Origin of the sequence: Hyphomonas sp. L-53-1-40 (assembly GCF_000682775.1) — a bacterium.
In the GTDB taxonomy this organism is placed as follows: domain Bacteria; phylum Pseudomonadota; class Alphaproteobacteria; order Caulobacterales; family Hyphomonadaceae; genus Hyphomonas.
On sequence record NZ_AWFI01000002.1, the window covers coordinates 50161 to 65216 of the forward strand.

General features: G+C 55.8%; 14 protein-coding genes and 1 tRNA gene. 9 read left to right on the forward strand and 6 right to left on the reverse strand.

The window, feature by feature from the left end:
• Positions 1-6: 6 nt before the first annotated feature.
• Complete coding sequence (locus tag L53_RS04275) at positions 7-849, forward strand: LpxI family protein (protein ID WP_034812343.1); 843 nt, start codon at positions 7-9, stop codon at positions 847-849.
• On the forward strand, positions 846-2033 hold the full coding sequence (locus tag L53_RS04280; RefSeq protein ID WP_034812346.1) for a lipid-A-disaccharide synthase: 1188 nt from the start codon (positions 846-848) through the stop codon (positions 2031-2033). The genes L53_RS04275 and L53_RS04280 overlap by 4 nt, the downstream gene beginning before the upstream one ends.
• On the opposite strand, the gene L53_RS04285 is transcribed toward L53_RS04280, so the two are convergent.
• From L53_RS04285 to L53_RS04300, 4 genes are all read right to left on the reverse strand, one after another.
• On the reverse strand, positions 2024-3109 hold the full coding sequence (locus tag L53_RS04285) for an FAD-dependent oxidoreductase (protein ID WP_084333092.1): 1086 nt from the start codon (positions 3107-3109) through the stop codon (positions 2024-2026). The genes L53_RS04280 and L53_RS04285 overlap by 10 nt on opposite strands.
• Before the next feature lie 6 nt (positions 3110-3115).
• The gene (gene rlmJ, locus L53_RS16710; RefSeq protein ID WP_198019737.1) at positions 3116-3799 is read right to left on the reverse strand and encodes a 23S rRNA (adenine(2030)-N(6))-methyltransferase RlmJ; all 684 of its coding nucleotides are present in this window, start codon (positions 3797-3799) and stop codon (positions 3116-3118) included.
• Between the two features lie 171 nt (positions 3800-3970).
• Entirely contained in the window at positions 3971-5710 is a 1740-nt protein-coding gene (locus L53_RS04295; protein WP_034812351.1) for a M28 family metallopeptidase, read from the reverse strand.
• Between the two features lie 97 nt (positions 5711-5807).
• Positions 5808-6701 carry a pirin family protein gene (locus L53_RS04300; protein ID WP_034812354.1) on the reverse strand — a complete coding sequence of 298 codons (894 nt, stop codon included), beginning with the start codon at positions 6699-6701 and terminating at the stop codon, positions 5808-5810.
• 114 nt (positions 6702-6815) lie between these two features.
• On the opposite strand from L53_RS04300, the gene L53_RS04305 reads away from it, so the two are divergent.
• The 4 genes from L53_RS04305 (at position 6816) to clpX (ending at position 10448) form a co-directional block, all read left to right on the forward strand.
• Positions 6816-7346 carry a uracil-DNA glycosylase family protein gene (locus L53_RS04305; protein ID WP_233347579.1) on the forward strand — a complete coding sequence of 177 codons (531 nt, stop codon included), beginning with the start codon at positions 6816-6818 and terminating at the stop codon, positions 7344-7346.
• Positions 7265-8323, forward strand: a complete 1059-nt coding sequence (locus L53_RS04310; RefSeq protein ID WP_233347565.1) for an alpha/beta fold hydrolase — start codon at positions 7265-7267, stop codon at positions 8321-8323. The genes L53_RS04305 and L53_RS04310 overlap by 82 nt, the downstream gene beginning before the upstream one ends.
• 112 nt (positions 8324-8435) lie before the next feature.
• Entirely contained in the window at positions 8436-9059 is a 624-nt protein-coding gene (locus L53_RS04315; RefSeq protein ID WP_034812361.1) for an ATP-dependent Clp protease proteolytic subunit, read from the forward strand.
• A 126-nt stretch (positions 9060-9185) separates the two neighbouring features.
• Positions 9186-10448, forward strand: coding sequence for an ATP-dependent Clp protease ATP-binding subunit ClpX (gene clpX, locus L53_RS04320; RefSeq protein ID WP_034812364.1), 1263 nt, complete (start codon positions 9186-9188; stop codon positions 10446-10448).
• A 247-nt stretch (positions 10449-10695) separates the two neighbouring features.
• On the opposite strand, the gene glnA is transcribed toward clpX, so the two are convergent.
• Both glnA and L53_RS04330 read right to left on the reverse strand, forming a co-directional pair.
• Positions 10696-12099: a type I glutamate--ammonia ligase gene (glnA, locus tag L53_RS04325; RefSeq protein ID WP_034812366.1), complete on the reverse strand. Its 1404-nt coding sequence runs from the start codon at positions 12097-12099 to the stop codon at positions 10696-10698.
• A 58-nt stretch (positions 12100-12157) separates the two neighbouring features.
• Positions 12158-12496 carry a P-II family nitrogen regulator gene (locus L53_RS04330; RefSeq protein WP_027837435.1) on the reverse strand — a complete coding sequence of 113 codons (339 nt, stop codon included), beginning with the start codon at positions 12494-12496 and terminating at the stop codon, positions 12158-12160.
• A 370-nt stretch (positions 12497-12866) separates the two neighbouring features.
• Between L53_RS04330 and L53_RS04335 the strand changes: the two genes are divergently transcribed.
• The 3 genes from L53_RS04335 to L53_RS04345 all read left to right on the forward strand — a co-directional run bounded on the left by L53_RS04335 (position 12867) and on the right by L53_RS04345 (position 15009).
• Positions 12867-13406, forward strand: coding sequence for a histidine phosphatase family protein (locus L53_RS04335; protein ID WP_034812472.1), 540 nt, complete (start codon positions 12867-12869; stop codon positions 13404-13406).
• A gap of 9 nt (positions 13407-13415) precedes the next feature.
• The gene (locus L53_RS04340) at positions 13416-14858 is read left to right on the forward strand and encodes a bifunctional ADP-dependent NAD(P)H-hydrate dehydratase/NAD(P)H-hydrate epimerase (RefSeq protein ID WP_034812371.1); all 1443 of its coding nucleotides are present in this window, start codon (positions 13416-13418) and stop codon (positions 14856-14858) included.
• A gap of 66 nt (positions 14859-14924) precedes the next feature.
• Positions 14925-15009 (forward strand) — tRNA-Leu (locus L53_RS04345).
• The last annotated feature ends 47 nt before the right edge of the window (positions 15010-15056 follow it).

The following is a 15056-nucleotide window of genomic DNA, read 5'->3' on the forward strand; positions in this document are numbered from 1 at the left end:
GATGTAATGGCTCCACTCGGTATCATCGCAGGACTGGGCGACCTACCAGTTGCCATCGCAGAGAATGCCATTGAGGAAGGGCAGGGTGCCTATGTGCTCCGCCTGAAGGGCTTTGATGATCCGGCACTGGCCAGGTTTCCGGGGGAAGCCATAGGTCTGGGTGAAGTCGGTGGAATACTGAAAAAGCTGAAATCTGCAGGGTGTGAGGAAGTTGTATTCGCTGGCATCGTCAAACGCCCGGATTTCAGCAATCTAAAACTCGATGTGAAGGGCGTGACCCTTCTCCCTAAAGTGTTGTCTGCCGCCAAGAAGGGCGACGATGCGTTGCTGCGTGTCTTGGTGAATGAGTTCGAGAAGCAGGGCTTCAAGGTTCTCGGCAGCCACGAAGCGCACAAGCAGTTGCTGGCGCCGGAGGGGATCATCGCGGGTCATCAGCCGACTGACGAAGAATTTCTTGACATAGAACATGCTGCGCGTGTCGCGTCTGCGACGGGTGCGCTTGATATCGGACAGGGATCGGTCGTCTGCAACGGGCTGGTTCTGGCTGTTGAAGCCCAGGAAGGGACTGATGCGATGCTGGATCGCTGCGCGGCTCTGCCAGAGGAAATCCGAGGGTCAGCCTTGAGCCGGAAAGGCGTTCTCGTCAAACGGCCAAAGCCTGCGCAGGAGCTCCGGATCGATCTGCCTACCACGGGCGTTTCGACGGTAGAGAAGGTTGCCGTCGCGGGGCTCGCTGGCCTCGCAATAGAAGCGGGGGGCGCTCTGCTGCTCAACCGCCGCAAAATGATCGAGCGCGCTGAGGAATTAGGCGTATTTATCTATGGTTTTACTCCAGAGACAGGGCGGTGAGCGCGCCGCGCATCTACATGGTCGCCGCCGAAACATCTGGCGACCTGTTGGCCAGGGAAGTTGTTGAAGACATTCGCAGGCGAAATCCAGACGCGCATGTTTCCGGCATTGGTGGCGGAGAACTTGCGTCGGTCGGAATAGAATCTGCAATTGATATCAGTCCACTGTCGATCCTTGGGTTTGTCGAAGGTCTCAGAGCGTATGGCGACGTAGTTCGTCTCGCTGATGCAGCAGCCGACGCCATCATCGCGAATGACCCGGATGTTGTTGTTCTGGTCGACTCTTGGGGGTTCATGCTGAGGGTTGCTCAGCGTGTCCGGTTGCGCGCACCGAATATTCGGCTGGTAAAGCTTGTGGGACCGCAAGTCTGGGCGACCCGGCCCGGTCGCGCGAAGACGTTGGCTTCTGTCGTCGATCATCTATTATGCATTCATGATCTGGAGGTTCCGTTCTATGAACCCTTTGGACTCAAGACGACAGTGATTGGCAATCCTGCCATTTCCCGCCATGTTCAAGGAAATGGGTCCAGCTTTCGCGCGGGCCAGAGTATACCCGAGGACGCAAAGCTTGTTCTTGTATTGCCAGGTAGTCGACCCAGCGAAATCAAGCGCGTTGCTCCCGAATTGGTGAGCGCAGCCAAAGCGCTGAAATCGAACGATCCAAATCTCAAAATCGTCTTCATGCCGGCTTCCAACGTCGCAACTCAATTCCGGGAAGATTTTCCAGGCATTGCGTCATGGTCGATTGTCTCAAGCGATCCCGGCGCACGATATGACGCAATGGCGGCGGCAGATCTGGCGCTTGCTTGCTCTGGTACGGTGACCACGGAACTTGCCATGCAGGACACGCCTATGATCGTTGCGTACAAGACAGGATGGATCACATGGGCCTTGGCGCGAGGCCTGCTTTACAGCAAAACGCATATTACATTGCTCAATATTGTGAGCGATGATCAGGAAGTCGTGCCGGAATTTGTTCAAACCCGGCTTAAGTCTGACCTTATCGCTGCCGCGGCGCAGGATTGGTTGACTGATCCAGATAAACTGTCAGCACAGTTAGATCGGCAACGAATTGCGCTTGATCGGATGAAAGAAGGCGATAGGGATGCCAGCGAAATTGCGGCAGGCGTCATTCTGGATGAGGCGGCAGCACGGTCAGCAGGATCCATCTCGCTTCAGTCCTGAACAAATGATCGGTCGATCAGGGTCTTGAGCCCCCACAGACCTGGAAACTGAATTGTGTGACCCCATTTTTCAGCTATTGCAGAACGCGCCCCAAGGCTGACAAGTTTGAGGTAATCCTTCTGCGGATCATAATCCTGTAAAGGTGCGCCGCTCAGCTTCGCGATCAGATTCTGCATGAGGACGGGCCCTTGCCGCACGGCATACACACCCGCTTTGGGTATGCGACCCTTTTGGAGAGAAGCCACATCGCCTGAAGTGAAAATGTCTGGATGTGAGATCGACTGCAGGCATGAATTTATGACTGGAAATCCGCCACTCGTCTCAAGGCCTGATTCTTCCAACCAGCCAGGCGCGCGCGCACCGGCGGTCCATAGAACCAGTTTTGCCGTCAGGGACTGTCCAGAATCCACCATCAGGCAGCTATTCTCATGGGCGCGCACTTGTGCGTTTTCAATAATTGTTACGCTTGCCGCGTTCAGGCGCTCGCATAGCGCATGCCTCAATGATGGCGAACTTGATGAAAGTATTTCCGACCGATCCACGATTGCCAAAGGGGTAGATGTAGGGAGGCGGCAGGCGTTCATCTTGTGCCGAACAGCTAGCGCAAGCTCAACACCGCCGAGGCCACCCCCAATGATTGCAACTCCTTCGGAGAGATTACCTGAATCCTGTTGCCACGCTTCAACGAAATGCGACATCGGCTTTACGGCCAGGTTGCCTTTCTTTTCTGAGAGGCTTACGGGCGCAGACACGATCCCGACATCGATAGACGCCTGGGTGAAGGAGTAGGATGCACCCGTTTCCCCGGTCGCAGTTTTCCCGACCGGATCAAAATCAACGATTGAATCATAGACAATATCGACCCCGGCTTCGACACATAAGCGGTTCAGATCGACCTCCACTTCGCTTCGGTCAAAATGTCCCGCAACCAAGCCAGGCACCATGCCACTATAGACGGCGTAGGCCCGTGGGTTCACCAGCTTGAATTTCATGTGCGGGCAGGGGTGTTTCTTGAGCCAGCGAAGCGCTGTGATGTGTGCGTGTCCGCCGCCTATCAGAAGCACATCGCATCGCATGACCGGTCAGGCTCCCAACGGCTTGTCTGACCACCATGACTGGAGCGCAGTGGCGATAGCGGCGCATTCAGCACCCGCCGTCCTCGGTCCATTGAAAACAACCATGGCGGAGCCTTCGAGGGCCGTTTCCTGCAATGCATCGACCGGCCAGCGCGCCCCGTAAACCTTGCAGTCGCCGAGCGTCGTCAGATACTCGCCAAACTCGCTCTCACGACCATCACGAAACAGTGGTAGCCATAGCATCAGCACCGCCTTTGGCCACCGCTTCAGGGCTTTGGGAGTCCACAGCGCCAACGCATCAATATCGCGACTTGTTTCGTAACTCGGATCGACCAGACAGACCATGGTTTCACCGCTTCTGGGAGACAGTTTCAGCGCGCTGGCGTATCCATCCGCTTTTTTGATCTGAATACGGTCGTCATCGCCGATGGCATGATTCAAGGCTTCGTATTCAGCTGGATGCTTTTCGAATAACACGTAGCGAGTATCCGTAGGCAGTAGGGTCTGCGCATGAGCGGGAGAGCCGGGGTAGCTATTGATACCAGCCGTCTCAACGAACTCGACCCATGATCGAAGCGGTTTAGGAGTCTGCCCCTCCAATATGGAGAGAATGCCGTCCCCGGCCTCATCTCCTTTTCGCGCCTGCGGGCCTTCAAGATCGTATCGTCCTCGACCTGAATGTGTTTCCACATAGAGAATGCGATCATTACGCTGTGTCAGGTGACGGCACACGGAGTGCAAGACCGCGTGCTTGAGTACGTCCGCGCGGTTTCCCGCGTGAAATCCGTGTTGATACGAAAGCATGCGTCAGGTCATTCCATTCAGGAAAAAGTCCCCGCCGAACAGGGCGGGGACGATCGTTTAGTCTTGTTCCAGGCTCTTCTTGCGAACAGATTCGAACTCGTTGCCCGCATACCATGTGGGCCATTTATCAGATTGGGCAATCTGTAGGCCAACCTGGTAAAGCGCCTGGATGTCTTCGGTGAAGCCGGACAGATCCCAATCATCGGAATACTCATCCATTGGCTTGTGATAGCGCTCGGCCGTGTAGACGGCGGCGGCTGCCTTGCCTGCAGCCACACCGCCATCGACCTTGTCCTGACCGCCATCCGCGTACAACATGGGCACGCCTTTCTTGGCGAGGGAGATATGGTCCGAGCGATAGAAATAGCCGGCTTCGGGTTTGGCATCCGGCTTGATCACGCGGCCTTGCTCGTCGAGCACATCTTTCAACATGTCCTCGAGCTCGGACGCGCCGTATCCGACAACTACCATGTCCTTGGTCCGGCCAATCGGCAGCGCACCATCCATGTTGATACCCGCAACGACTTGACGATGGGGCACCAACGGGTTTTCGGCATAATAGGCAGAACCAAGCAAACCGGATTCTTCGAGCGTCACAGACAGGAAAAGGGCCGACCGCTCGAGTTCTTCGCTTGCCATGGCTTCAGCAATCTCGAGAAGCGCGGCAGAGCCGGTCGCATTGTCGACAGCGCCGTTGAATATCTGGTCCTGATAGAAATCCTCGCCCGGCGCGCCGGTCTTTTCTTCAGACTTCTTTCCGAGATGATCCCAGTGCGCTGTGTACAGCATGTACTCATCCGGCGCGGTTGCCCCGGGTAGTTTTCCGACAACGTTCCGGCTTTCAAGCTGTTCGATCGCTTGCGAAATCTTCCCGCTCGCCTTTATTCCGTCTAGCGCGACAGGTTCGAAGTCTTTTGATTTTGCCTGTTGTTTCAGCGTTTCCAGATCGAGGCCTGCACTGGCAAACAGGGACTCGGCCGTGTCTCGTGTAATCCAGCCTTCGAGCATTGTACGCTCAGCGCCGCCATCGGCACGCACGAGATCTGACTGCGCACCGCTCCACGAGTTGGAAACAACATCCCAACCGTATGATGCTGGTTCGGTCTCGTGAATGACAATAGCGGCAGTTGCGCCCTGTCGTGCCGCTTCTTCGAACTTGTATGTCCAGCGCCCGTAATAGGTCATGGACTTGCCCTTGAAGAGGTCTGGGTCACCGGTTGCAAATCCAGGATCGTTGACAAGCATAACGACGGTTTTACCGGTGAAATCCTGATCCGTGTAGTCGTTCCAGTCATATTCCGGAGCGACAGATCCGTAGCCGACGAAAACAACGTCGGTGGGATCAAAGCTCAGCTCATTGGTATTTTGGCGCTTGGTCCAGAAAACGACGTCTTCCTTTGGCGTCATCGGCAGCTCGGTACCATCGGGTGTGGTAAGCTTGAAGTATGAGGCGCCCGTGTCGACCGTTTGGTTCACCATTTTGACCGTCTGGAAAAAGCTTCCATCGTCTCCCGCCGGCATCAGACCGATGCGCTGCATCTCAGCCGCAATCCAGTCGGCCGACGCTTCGCCAGCCTCGGTCCCCGGACCGCGGCCTTCGAATGTGTCGTCGGCAAGGGTCTTGATTCGAACCGCAAGATCATCCGCCGTAATATCCGCACTGGTCTGATCTGGAAGCGGCATCAACAATTCAGATGATGCTTCAGGCTCCGTTGTGATCGGTGTGTCCGTCGCGGTTTCTTGTGCGCCGCAGGCCGCGAGCGTTAGCACGGACGCCGAAATGAGTAGTCGCTTCATTTTTGTATTTCCCCGTCAAAGACTCTTGTTGGTCATGATCTGGCACGAGCGATATCAATCGGCAAGGAAGGGGTTCACCAGAAATCTGGCCCCAGAATCACGAGGGAAGGGGAATCCACTCATCCTCATCTCCCGGAACCGCAGGAAATCTTGCCGTGCCTCCAGCCCGGATTGCAGCTGTCCAGTCCGCTCTGGCCGCGGCTATCTTTTCGGCGTCGCTCGAGACGAAATTCCAGTTGATCTTTCGCGGAGATTCCATTGGTGCGCCGCCGCAGATAACTGCTTTTGTGCTAGGAGCCATAACAACCGGCACATCGACATTCGGTTCAAGCACAGCCATACGGCCAACGCCTACAATCGTATCACCGATTTTGGCTTCGCCCGTCACTACATAGAGGGCGCGCTCCAGAGCGAGATCGCTAGGCAGGACAATTTCGGATTCGGATGTTGCTTCGAGAGCGACGTAAATGATCGGCCATGGAAACGAAACGGGTGATGTTTTGTCCCATGCAGTCCCGGCAAGTATTTTGACAGTCACATTGTCCACCAGGAACTCCGGTAGAGTATCGGCACTATGGTGGACAAAGGCGGGCGCGCTGTCCTCCTCATCCCTGGGCAGGGCAACCCAGGTCTGAAGGCCGTGCAAGTTTTGCCCGTTCTCGCGCTGAGTATCTGGAGTGCGCTCCGAATGAACAATGCCTCGCCCCGCCGTCATCCAGTTGACGGCTCCGGGCTCGATCACCAGATCGGTTCCGAGTGAATCCCGATGCCGGATTGCACCATCAAACAGGAAAGTGACGGTCGCCAGACCGATATGAGGGTGGGGGCGAACGTCAAATGTCGAGCCCGGCGGATATTCAGTCGGACCGAAGTGATCGAAGAACACGAAAGGCCCCACAGATTTGTGCGCGTGAAATGGAAGAATTCTGCGGACCTGAAAGCCGCCTCCGAGGTCATGAATGCGGGGGTCGATAATGCGGGATATGGGCATCGGCTCGGACTTTCTGCAATCTGGACACAGTTACGAATTGTATGAAACGCCATGTCTCTCCATTTGAAAACACAACTCGAAAAAATTCGGGCTTGCCGTCTGTGCGAAGGCCAGATGGATCGCCAGCCGAACCCGATTCTTCAACTGCATTCCGGTGCGCGCATTCTCATTGCGAGTCAGGCACCGGGCAACAAGGCTGATCGCTCTGGTGTGCCCTTCAAAGATCCGTCGGGATCGCGGCTTCGCGACTGGATGCAGATATCTGAGCAAGATTTTTATGATCCCGGAATGGTCGCCATCCTGCCAATGGGCTTCTGCTTTCCCGGATATGACCGAAATGGTGGGGACCGCCCGCCTATGCGGATTTGCGCCCAGACCTGGCGAACGCAAACACTGGACCTGTTGACGAACACTAAAGTGACCTTGCTCATCGGTGCCCATGCGCAGGCTTGGCACCTGGGCGCACGTCGCAAGTCCAGCTTGACTGAAACCGTTCGATGTTGGAAGGAGTATGCAAGTGAGCGAATATTCACATTACCGCATCCGAGTTGGAGAAACACGTCTTGGCTAGAACGCAACCCCTGGTTCGAACGAGAGGTCTTGCCCTCATTGCGCGCCGAAGTGCGTGGGGCTTTGGCGCGCTGATAATTCTTTACGCGACCTTCCTGCTCTCGGGGTGCGTTCATCCCGTCACGGCTGGCTCACTCGCCAATGTTACCAACTCCGTTCCACAATTTCTGCCTGAGCGTGATGTTTTCATTTCTCATGACGGCGCAGAACTTGGTCTGACGGTCTGGGCCGCGCAGACTGACCACGAGCCAGAGCATGTGGTTGTCGGCGTGCATGGCATGAACGATTTCGCCAATGCCTTCCATATGGCGGCACCTTACTGGGCTGAGCATGGCGTAGTGACATATGCTTATGACCAAAGGGGTTTTGGACGCTCGCCGGGCAGGGGGCTATGGCCGGATGAAGAATTGATGCGGGAAGATCTCCGCACGGCTGTTGCGGTCGCACGTCGTGCACATCCCGATGCAACCATCACGGTTGTCGGCATATCCATGGGCGCCGCCGTCGCCATTTCGGCTTTCGGTTCAGACACCCCCCCTGACGCAGACCGATTGATCGCATCGGGTCCAGGCTTGCGCGGTTGGGGCGCGATGAACCCACTCTACCGAGCCAGCCTGTGGATGTCGGCTCACACCAATCCCGGCTGGATTCTTCGACCACCAGCCCGCTTTGTACGTATCGAGCCCAGCGATAATATCGATATGCTCCGGGAGACTTGGGCCAGCCCCCTGATGTTGCGGGAAAACCGAATTGATCAGGTTTACGGGGTCGTTTCGCTGATGGAGACAGCTCATGACAGAATTGCGGACCTTCCAGTCGATTTGCCCGTGTTGATTTCCTATGGCGCGAATGACTATGTCATCCCCCCACATGGCGTTGAGCGAGCTGCGAGAATCCTGCCCGCGCATGTTCGGACGGTTTATTATGAAAAGGGATATCATATGCTGCTGCGTGATCTGCAGGCCGAAACCGTACACGCCGATTATCTCGCTTTCCTGCAAGACCCGGACGCCGATCTGCCAAGTCGTTCACCAGAGTGGCCGTTTCGCTAACTGTTTCCACAGCGGAATACCTCTTGCAGTGATGCACGCGTAGACAAATATACGTCTCTCTGCCACTTCTGTGCAGTAAAGATTCCTTTGAGAAACCATCAAGGCCCAATTCATGACGACTTCTTTCCAGACAGCGCTCAACCTTGTTCCCATGGTCGTGGAGCAGACGAGCCGCGGCGAGCGGGCTTTCGACATCTTCTCACGTCTGCTGAAAGAGCGGATCATCTTCGTTACGGGTGGCATCGATGACAGTATGGCTGCCCTGATCACGTCGCAATTGCTCTTCCTTGAGTCGGAAAATCCGAAAAAGGATATCGCAATGTATATCAACAGCCCGGGAGGATATGTTTCCTCCGGTCTCGCGATCTACGACACAATGCAGTACATTCGTTGCCCGATTTCCACGGTCTGTATCGGTCAGGCTGCCTCCATGGGGTCGCTTCTGCTTGCAGCTGGCGAAAAGGACATGCGTATCGCGCTGCCGAATGCGCGCGTGATGCTTCACCAGCCTTCGGGTGGTTATCAGGGCGTCGCAACCGATATCGAGCGCCATGCAGAAGAAATCATCGAGTTGAAACGCCGCCTCAACAATATCTATGTCCGCCACACGGGCCAGGAATATGATGTGATTGAGCGGAAGCTGGATCGGGATACGTTCCTGACCGCTGAAGAAGCCAAGGAATTTGGTATTGTAGACAAGGTCTTCGAGCGCCGAACGGCCGAGGATGATAAATAGGGGACCTCTCCCACGTCATTGCGGCCTGCCTCTTGCAGGGCAGGCTGATAACCCTATTGTTTCAATAGTACACAACGCGCGACGTCTTAAAGACGAAATTAAGCCTTACCCGGCATTGAGGATGGCATGACTAAACAAAATGGCTCAGGCGATTCCAAGAACACACTCTATTGTTCGTTTTGTGGAAAAAGCCAGCATGAAGTGAAGAAGCTGATTGCCGGCCCGACCGTGTTCATCTGCGATGAATGCGTTGAACTCTGCATGGACATCATTCGCGAAGAGAACAAGACCTCAATGGTCCGGTCTCGCGAAGGCGTCCCGACACCGCAGGAAATCTGCGATGTGCTGGATGACTATGTCATCGGCCAGGTGCATGCGAAACGGATTCTTTCGGTCGCCGTACACAATCACTACAAACGCCTCTCACATGCTGGAAAGACGGACGGCGTCGAGCTGTCCAAATCCAATATCCTGCTCGTCGGCCCGACTGGCTGCGGCAAGACACTTTTGGCTCAAACATTGGCCCGCATCCTGGATGTGCCGTTCACGATGGCTGATGCAACAACGCTGACGGAAGCTGGCTATGTTGGTGAGGACGTTGAAAATATTGTCCTGAAGCTGCTGCAGTCGGCTGATTACAATGTCGAACGTGCCCAACGCGGCATTGTCTATATTGATGAAATCGACAAGATTTCCCGCAAGTCTGACAACCCATCGATCACGCGTGACGTGTCCGGTGAAGGGGTTCAGCAGGCGCTCCTCAAGATCATGGAAGGTACGGTTGCGGCTGTGCCACCTCAGGGCGGTCGTAAGCATCCACAGCAGGAATTCCTGCAAGTAGACACGACCAATATCTTGTTCATCTGTGGTGGTGCCTTTGCCGGGCTCGACAAGATCATTGCGTCACGCGGAGATGGTGCCTCCATCGGTTTCGGCGCTTCATTGAAGGAATCGGAAGAGCGGGGGGTTGGTGAAATCCTTCGTAACACTGAGCCCGAGGATCTTCAGCGCTTCGGCTTGATCCCGGAGTTCATCGGGCGTTTGCCAGTCATCGCGACGCTGGAAGACCTGGACGAGTCTGCATTGATCAAGATCCTCACAGAGCCCAAGAATGCTTTGCTGAAACAGTATCAGAAGCTGTTCGACATGGAGAGCGTTGAGCTCAACTTCACACCAGAGGCTCTGACAGCCGTTGCTCGTCGCGCTATCGCCCGGAAGACGGGTGCACGCGGACTGCGTTCGATCATGGAAGGTATCCTGCTCGACACGATGTTCGAGCTGCCAAACCTACGCGGTGTGGAAGAGGTCGTGATCAATGGCGAAGTGGTCGAGGGCAATGCCGAGCCACTCTACGTCCACGCCAAGAAGAGTCAGCCGGAAGCTGGCTGATTCAAATACAGATCCAATATTCAAGCGCCCCGTCCAAATGGTCGGGGCGTTTTTGGTTTCAGGCCGGAATATTGGCACAACAGAAAAAGCAGTTAGAGGCCCAGTCCTGGACGCTCGGGAGCCGCTCGAGGCTTTTTCTGCCGAGTGTAGTTCGGTTTTCTGTGAGGTTCTAAAGCTGGATAAAGAAGAGGCCGGTACCTTGCGATACCGGCCTCTACAAGGGTTAGAGGAGAGAGAGAACAGGCCCCTAGACCTTGTAGTACATGTCGAATTCCACCGGATGTGGGTGGAGTTCATAGCGCATGTTCTCTTCCATCTTCAGCTCAATATAAGCATCGATCTGGTCGTCATCGAACACGCCGCCCTTGGTAAGGAATGTACGGTCTGCGTCGAGCGCTGCAAGCGCTTCTCGCAGTGAGCCGCACACTTGCGGGATCGATTTCGCCTCTTCAGGCGGCAGATCGTAAAGGTCTTTATCCATGGCGTCGCCCGGATGGATCTTGTTTTCGATACCATCAAGACCAGCCATGAGCAGGGCGGCGAAGGCCAGGTACGGGTTTGCCGTTGGGTCCGGGAAACGTGTTTCGATGCGCTTTGCTTTCGGATTGGAACCGAACGGAATACGGATAGAGGCAGACCGGTTGCGCGCAGAATAGGCGAGCATGACGGGGGCTTCGTAACCGGGGACGAGGCGCTTGTAGCTGTTCGTCGAAGGGTTGGTGAGGGCATTCAGCGCGCGCGCATGCTTGATGATGCCGCCGATGTAATACAGGCACTGCTCAGACAGGCCAGCATACTGGTCACCGGCAAAGAGCGGCTTGCCACCGGACCAGATAGACTGGTGGACGTGCATACCGGACCCGTTGTCTGCAAACATCGGCTTCGGCATGAAGGTTGCCGTCTTGCCGTAAGACGCTGCCACATTGTGGATTACGTACTTATAAAGCTGAAGACGATCTGCCATCGTGGTGAGCGTCGAGAATTTCAGCCCCAGTTCGTGCTGCGCTGGCGCCACTTCGTGGTGATGCTTCTCAGGATCAAGGCCGATGTCGGCCATCACGGAAAGCATTTCAGAGCGCATGTCCTGTTCGGAGTCGACCGGAGGAACTGGGAAATAGCCACCTTTAGGTCCTGGACGATGGCCCATATTACCCATCGGGTACTCTTTGTCGGTGTTAACCGGCAGTTCGGTAGAGTCAAAACTATATCCGGTCTTGTGCGGCTCAGTGGACCAACGCACGTCATCGAACACAAAGAACTCAGCTTCGGGTCCAAAGAATACCGTGTCGCCCACGCCGCTCGACTTCACATATGCTTCGGCCTTCTTGGCCGTTGTGCGTGGGTCGCGATTGTAAGCCTGCCCCGTGATCGGGTCGAGGATATCACACATTACTGCCAGAGTTGTTTGCTGGAAGAATGGGTCAATCATGGCCGTGCTGGTGTCAGGCATCAGCACCATGTCGGACTCGTTGATGGCCTTCCAGCCAGCGACGGATGAGCCGTCGAACATCTGACCTTCGGTGAAGAAATCATCTTCCACCATGTTCTTGTGAAAAGAAACGTGCTGCATCTTCCCGCGAGGGTCGGTGAAGCGAAGGTCGACGTATTGGACGTCCTCATCCTTCATAAGTTTCAACAGGTTATCGGCCATTGGAATTTGCCCTCCAGTAAACAGCTTCTGTAGTTTTTGGTATTCGACGACCTGACCCTTAAAGGGCTGCGTCGCCTGTTTCGCCCGTGCGGATTCTTACCGCATCAGTGATGTCAGAGATGAAGATCTTGCCGTCACCGATCTTGTCAGTATGAGCAGCTTTCTTGATCGCGTCGACTGCGCCTTCTACCGCACTGTCGGCGAGAACAATTTCGATCTTCAGCTTGGGCAGGAAGTCGACCACATATTCCGCTCCGCGGTAGAGTTCCGTGTGTCCGCGCTGGCGCCCGAAGCCCTTGGCTTCAACAACGGTCATGCCTTGCAGACCAATCTCTTGCAGCGCCTCCTTAACATCATCCAGTTTGAAAGGTTTGATGATCGCCTCAATTTTCTTCATGGCCCGTGTCTCCCAGCCGTTTGGTTCGTGTAGTCAACGGGTATGCGCCTTCTGCGATGGAAGCGAGACCCAGTATGAGAGTTAGCATCAGGTTGTCAGGGCGTGATCGAATTTTGGACTTTGCTGCCCTTATTTTGTGCGAAACACCTTCTGACCTCTAATGCATATTGCAGGTCCGGCAAAGGAATTGCCTGTTCGTACGTCGCTGCAGTTCAAGGCGCGACCTTAGAGTATCGTTGCGTGAATGATTGAATCTGTTGGATATTTGCGCGAAGCAGGTTCGAAACCATCTCGCACCGGTTCCCTTCCTCAAGGGTGATCGGACTTGCAATTATTGAAAGTCGGAACAGCCGCAGGCTTTGGAGGATTCATGCTCTATCTCGTCCGTCATGGGGAAGCTGCCGCGAGTTGGGGCAACCATCCCAACCCGGGTTTGAGCGATCTTGGGCACCGTCAGGCCGAATCTGCTGCCACAGAACTTCACGCTCTGGGCGTGAGCCACATTGTCAGCAGCCCGATGCAGAGATGCCGCGAGACGGCGCGCCCGTTGGAGGCACGGCTTGGTCTAACCGCAAGTATCATGGAGGAAGTGTCGGAAATTTCGACCCCGGAAGACATACACGATCGCGTTGAATGGCTGCGCGTTTTCATGGGCGGCACATGGGAAAATGAAGCCAGCACACATCGTGCCTGGCGAGATGCCATGATCGCTCGCCTGGAAGGCCTTCCCGACAATACAGTCGTCTTCACACATTTCGTGGCAATCAATGCAGTCGTCAGCAAGCTTCAGCAACGTGCCGAGACGCTTGTTTTCCGCCCAACCTATTGCTCAGTTACCACTCTGGAACGCAGCGCCGAAGGTCTGAAGATTCAGCAGCTGGGCAGCGAATCCGAAACACGCGTGCTATGAGCCTGCACTATGGGCAGACCTATTCTTACTCCGCAGGAAATGCGGGCCGCAGAAGAAGCACTTTTTTCCAGCGGCACTGACAGCTTCGACCTCATGCAACGCGCTGGAAACGCCGTAGCCGAGTTCGTCCACGCACAATGGCCGGAAGGCCGCATCCAGGTTCTGTGTGGCCCAGGTGGCAATGGCGGAGACGGGTTCATCGCTGCGGCGAAACTGGCAAAGCTTTGGCGAGACGTCGAGGTTTTCTGCCTTGTGGACAAGCAATCTCTCAAAGGAGATGCTGCCAAGGCAGCGGACGAGTGGGAGGGCGAGATCAGGCCACTCAATGCTGCGTTGGAGGCCCCACACGATATAGTTCTGGATGCCCTGTTTGGTGGCGGCCTTTCCCGGCCGCTCGAGGGTATTCCAGCAAAACTGGCGGAGCGTGGCGGCCGCGTTGTCTCGATTGATGTACCTTCTGGCATTCATGGCGAGTCTGCCAAACCACTTGGCCCGTGTTTCCGGGCAGAAGGAACGATCACATTCGCTGCGTTGCGGCCCACCCATGTGCTCCTGCCGGGCGCCGCGTATTGCGGAGGCGTGTTCGTGGCAGATATTGGTGTGCCGGTTCAGACCAAATTGCTCGAAAACAGCCCGATATTGTGGGGACGCAATCTGCCCCAGCCGGGGCAGGGCAGCCACAAGCATGCCCGAGGTCATTTGGCCGTGGTCAGTGGCAATGTCGCATCGACAGGTGCGGCGCGTCTGGCCAGCCGCGCGGGGCTGAGGGCCGGTGCCGGGCTCGTGACCCTGTTGTCTCCGCCGGATGCTGTTGCGGTAAATGCCAGCCATCTGACTGCTGTCATGCTCAAGGAAGTTTCGGATGCTGAGCAGCTGCGCGAGAGTATTGAATCCGCCAGCACGGTGATCCTCGGGCCTGCCGCGGGCATCACCACCGGCACAAGAAAGAATGTTGAGTGTCTGCTTTCATCAAAATCGAAAGCTGTGCTCGACGCAGATGCCTTGACCGTCTTCGCCGATGATCATGATGGCTTCTACAGACAGCTGCGGTCAGATGACCTGATTACACCTCATATCGGTGAGTTCAATCGGCTCTTTGGTGACCTGCTGGACTCAGAAGTGAACAAGGTCGAAGCGACGCGCAAAGCGGCCCGAATGACTGGCTGCGTCGTCCTGCTGAAGGGCCCAGACACCGTTATTGCCAAACCAGACGGTATGGCGATCGTGAACACTCACGCAACGCGCTGGCTTGCAACGGCTGGGTCTGGCGATGTCTTGGCCGGCATTGCAGGCGGTCTCATGGCGCAGGGTGTTGATACGTTCACCGCGGCGGCCATGGCCAGCTGGCTGCATGGCGAAGCCGGACGCCGCGTTGGGGCAGGGCTGATCGCCGAAGACCTGGAATCTGAACTTCCCGATATCCTGAGCGCCTTGCACGGCGAACAGCAATAAATTCGCAGCCCCTGCGTGGGTTTGGTGTTGAAGCGTGGTCACGGCTCGCGTAGGAAAAACCGTCATGCGGATGTGGCGGAATTGGTAGACGCACTGGATTTAGGTTCCAGCGCTGCAAGGCGTGGAGGTTCGAGTCCTCTCATCCGCACCACTCACTCAAAAATCAAACTTTGACCGTGCGGCAAGAGGCCGTTTGCC

Coding starts and splice junctions, on each gene's coding strand:
- L53_RS04275 (WP_034812343.1), top strand. CDS start 7: ATGGCTCCACTCGGTATCATCGCAGGACTGGGCGACCTACCAGTTGCC.
- L53_RS04285 (WP_084333092.1), bottom strand. CDS start 3,109: ATGCGATGCGATGTGCTTCTGATAGGCGGCGGACACGCACACATCACA.
- L53_RS04295 (WP_034812351.1), bottom strand. CDS start 5,710: ATGAAGCGACTACTCATTTCGGCGTCCGTGCTAACGCTCGCGGCCTGC.
- L53_RS04300 (WP_034812354.1), bottom strand. CDS start 6,701: ATGCCCATATCCCGCATTATCGACCCCCGCATTCATGACCTCGGAGGC.
- L53_RS04305 (WP_233347579.1), top strand. CDS start 6,816: ATGGATCGCCAGCCGAACCCGATTCTTCAACTGCATTCCGGTGCGCGC.
- L53_RS04315 (WP_034812361.1), top strand. CDS start 8,436: ATGACGACTTCTTTCCAGACAGCGCTCAACCTTGTTCCCATGGTCGTG.
- clpX (WP_034812364.1), top strand. CDS start 9,186: ATGACTAAACAAAATGGCTCAGGCGATTCCAAGAACACACTCTATTGT.
- glnA (WP_034812366.1), bottom strand. CDS start 12,099: ATGGCCGATAACCTGTTGAAACTTATGAAGGATGAGGACGTCCAATAC.
- L53_RS04330 (WP_027837435.1), bottom strand. CDS start 12,496: ATGAAGAAAATTGAGGCGATCATCAAACCTTTCAAACTGGATGATGTT.
- L53_RS04335 (WP_034812472.1), top strand. CDS start 12,867: ATGCTCTATCTCGTCCGTCATGGGGAAGCTGCCGCGAGTTGGGGCAAC.
- L53_RS04340 (WP_034812371.1), top strand. CDS start 13,416: ATGGGCAGACCTATTCTTACTCCGCAGGAAATGCGGGCCGCAGAAGAA.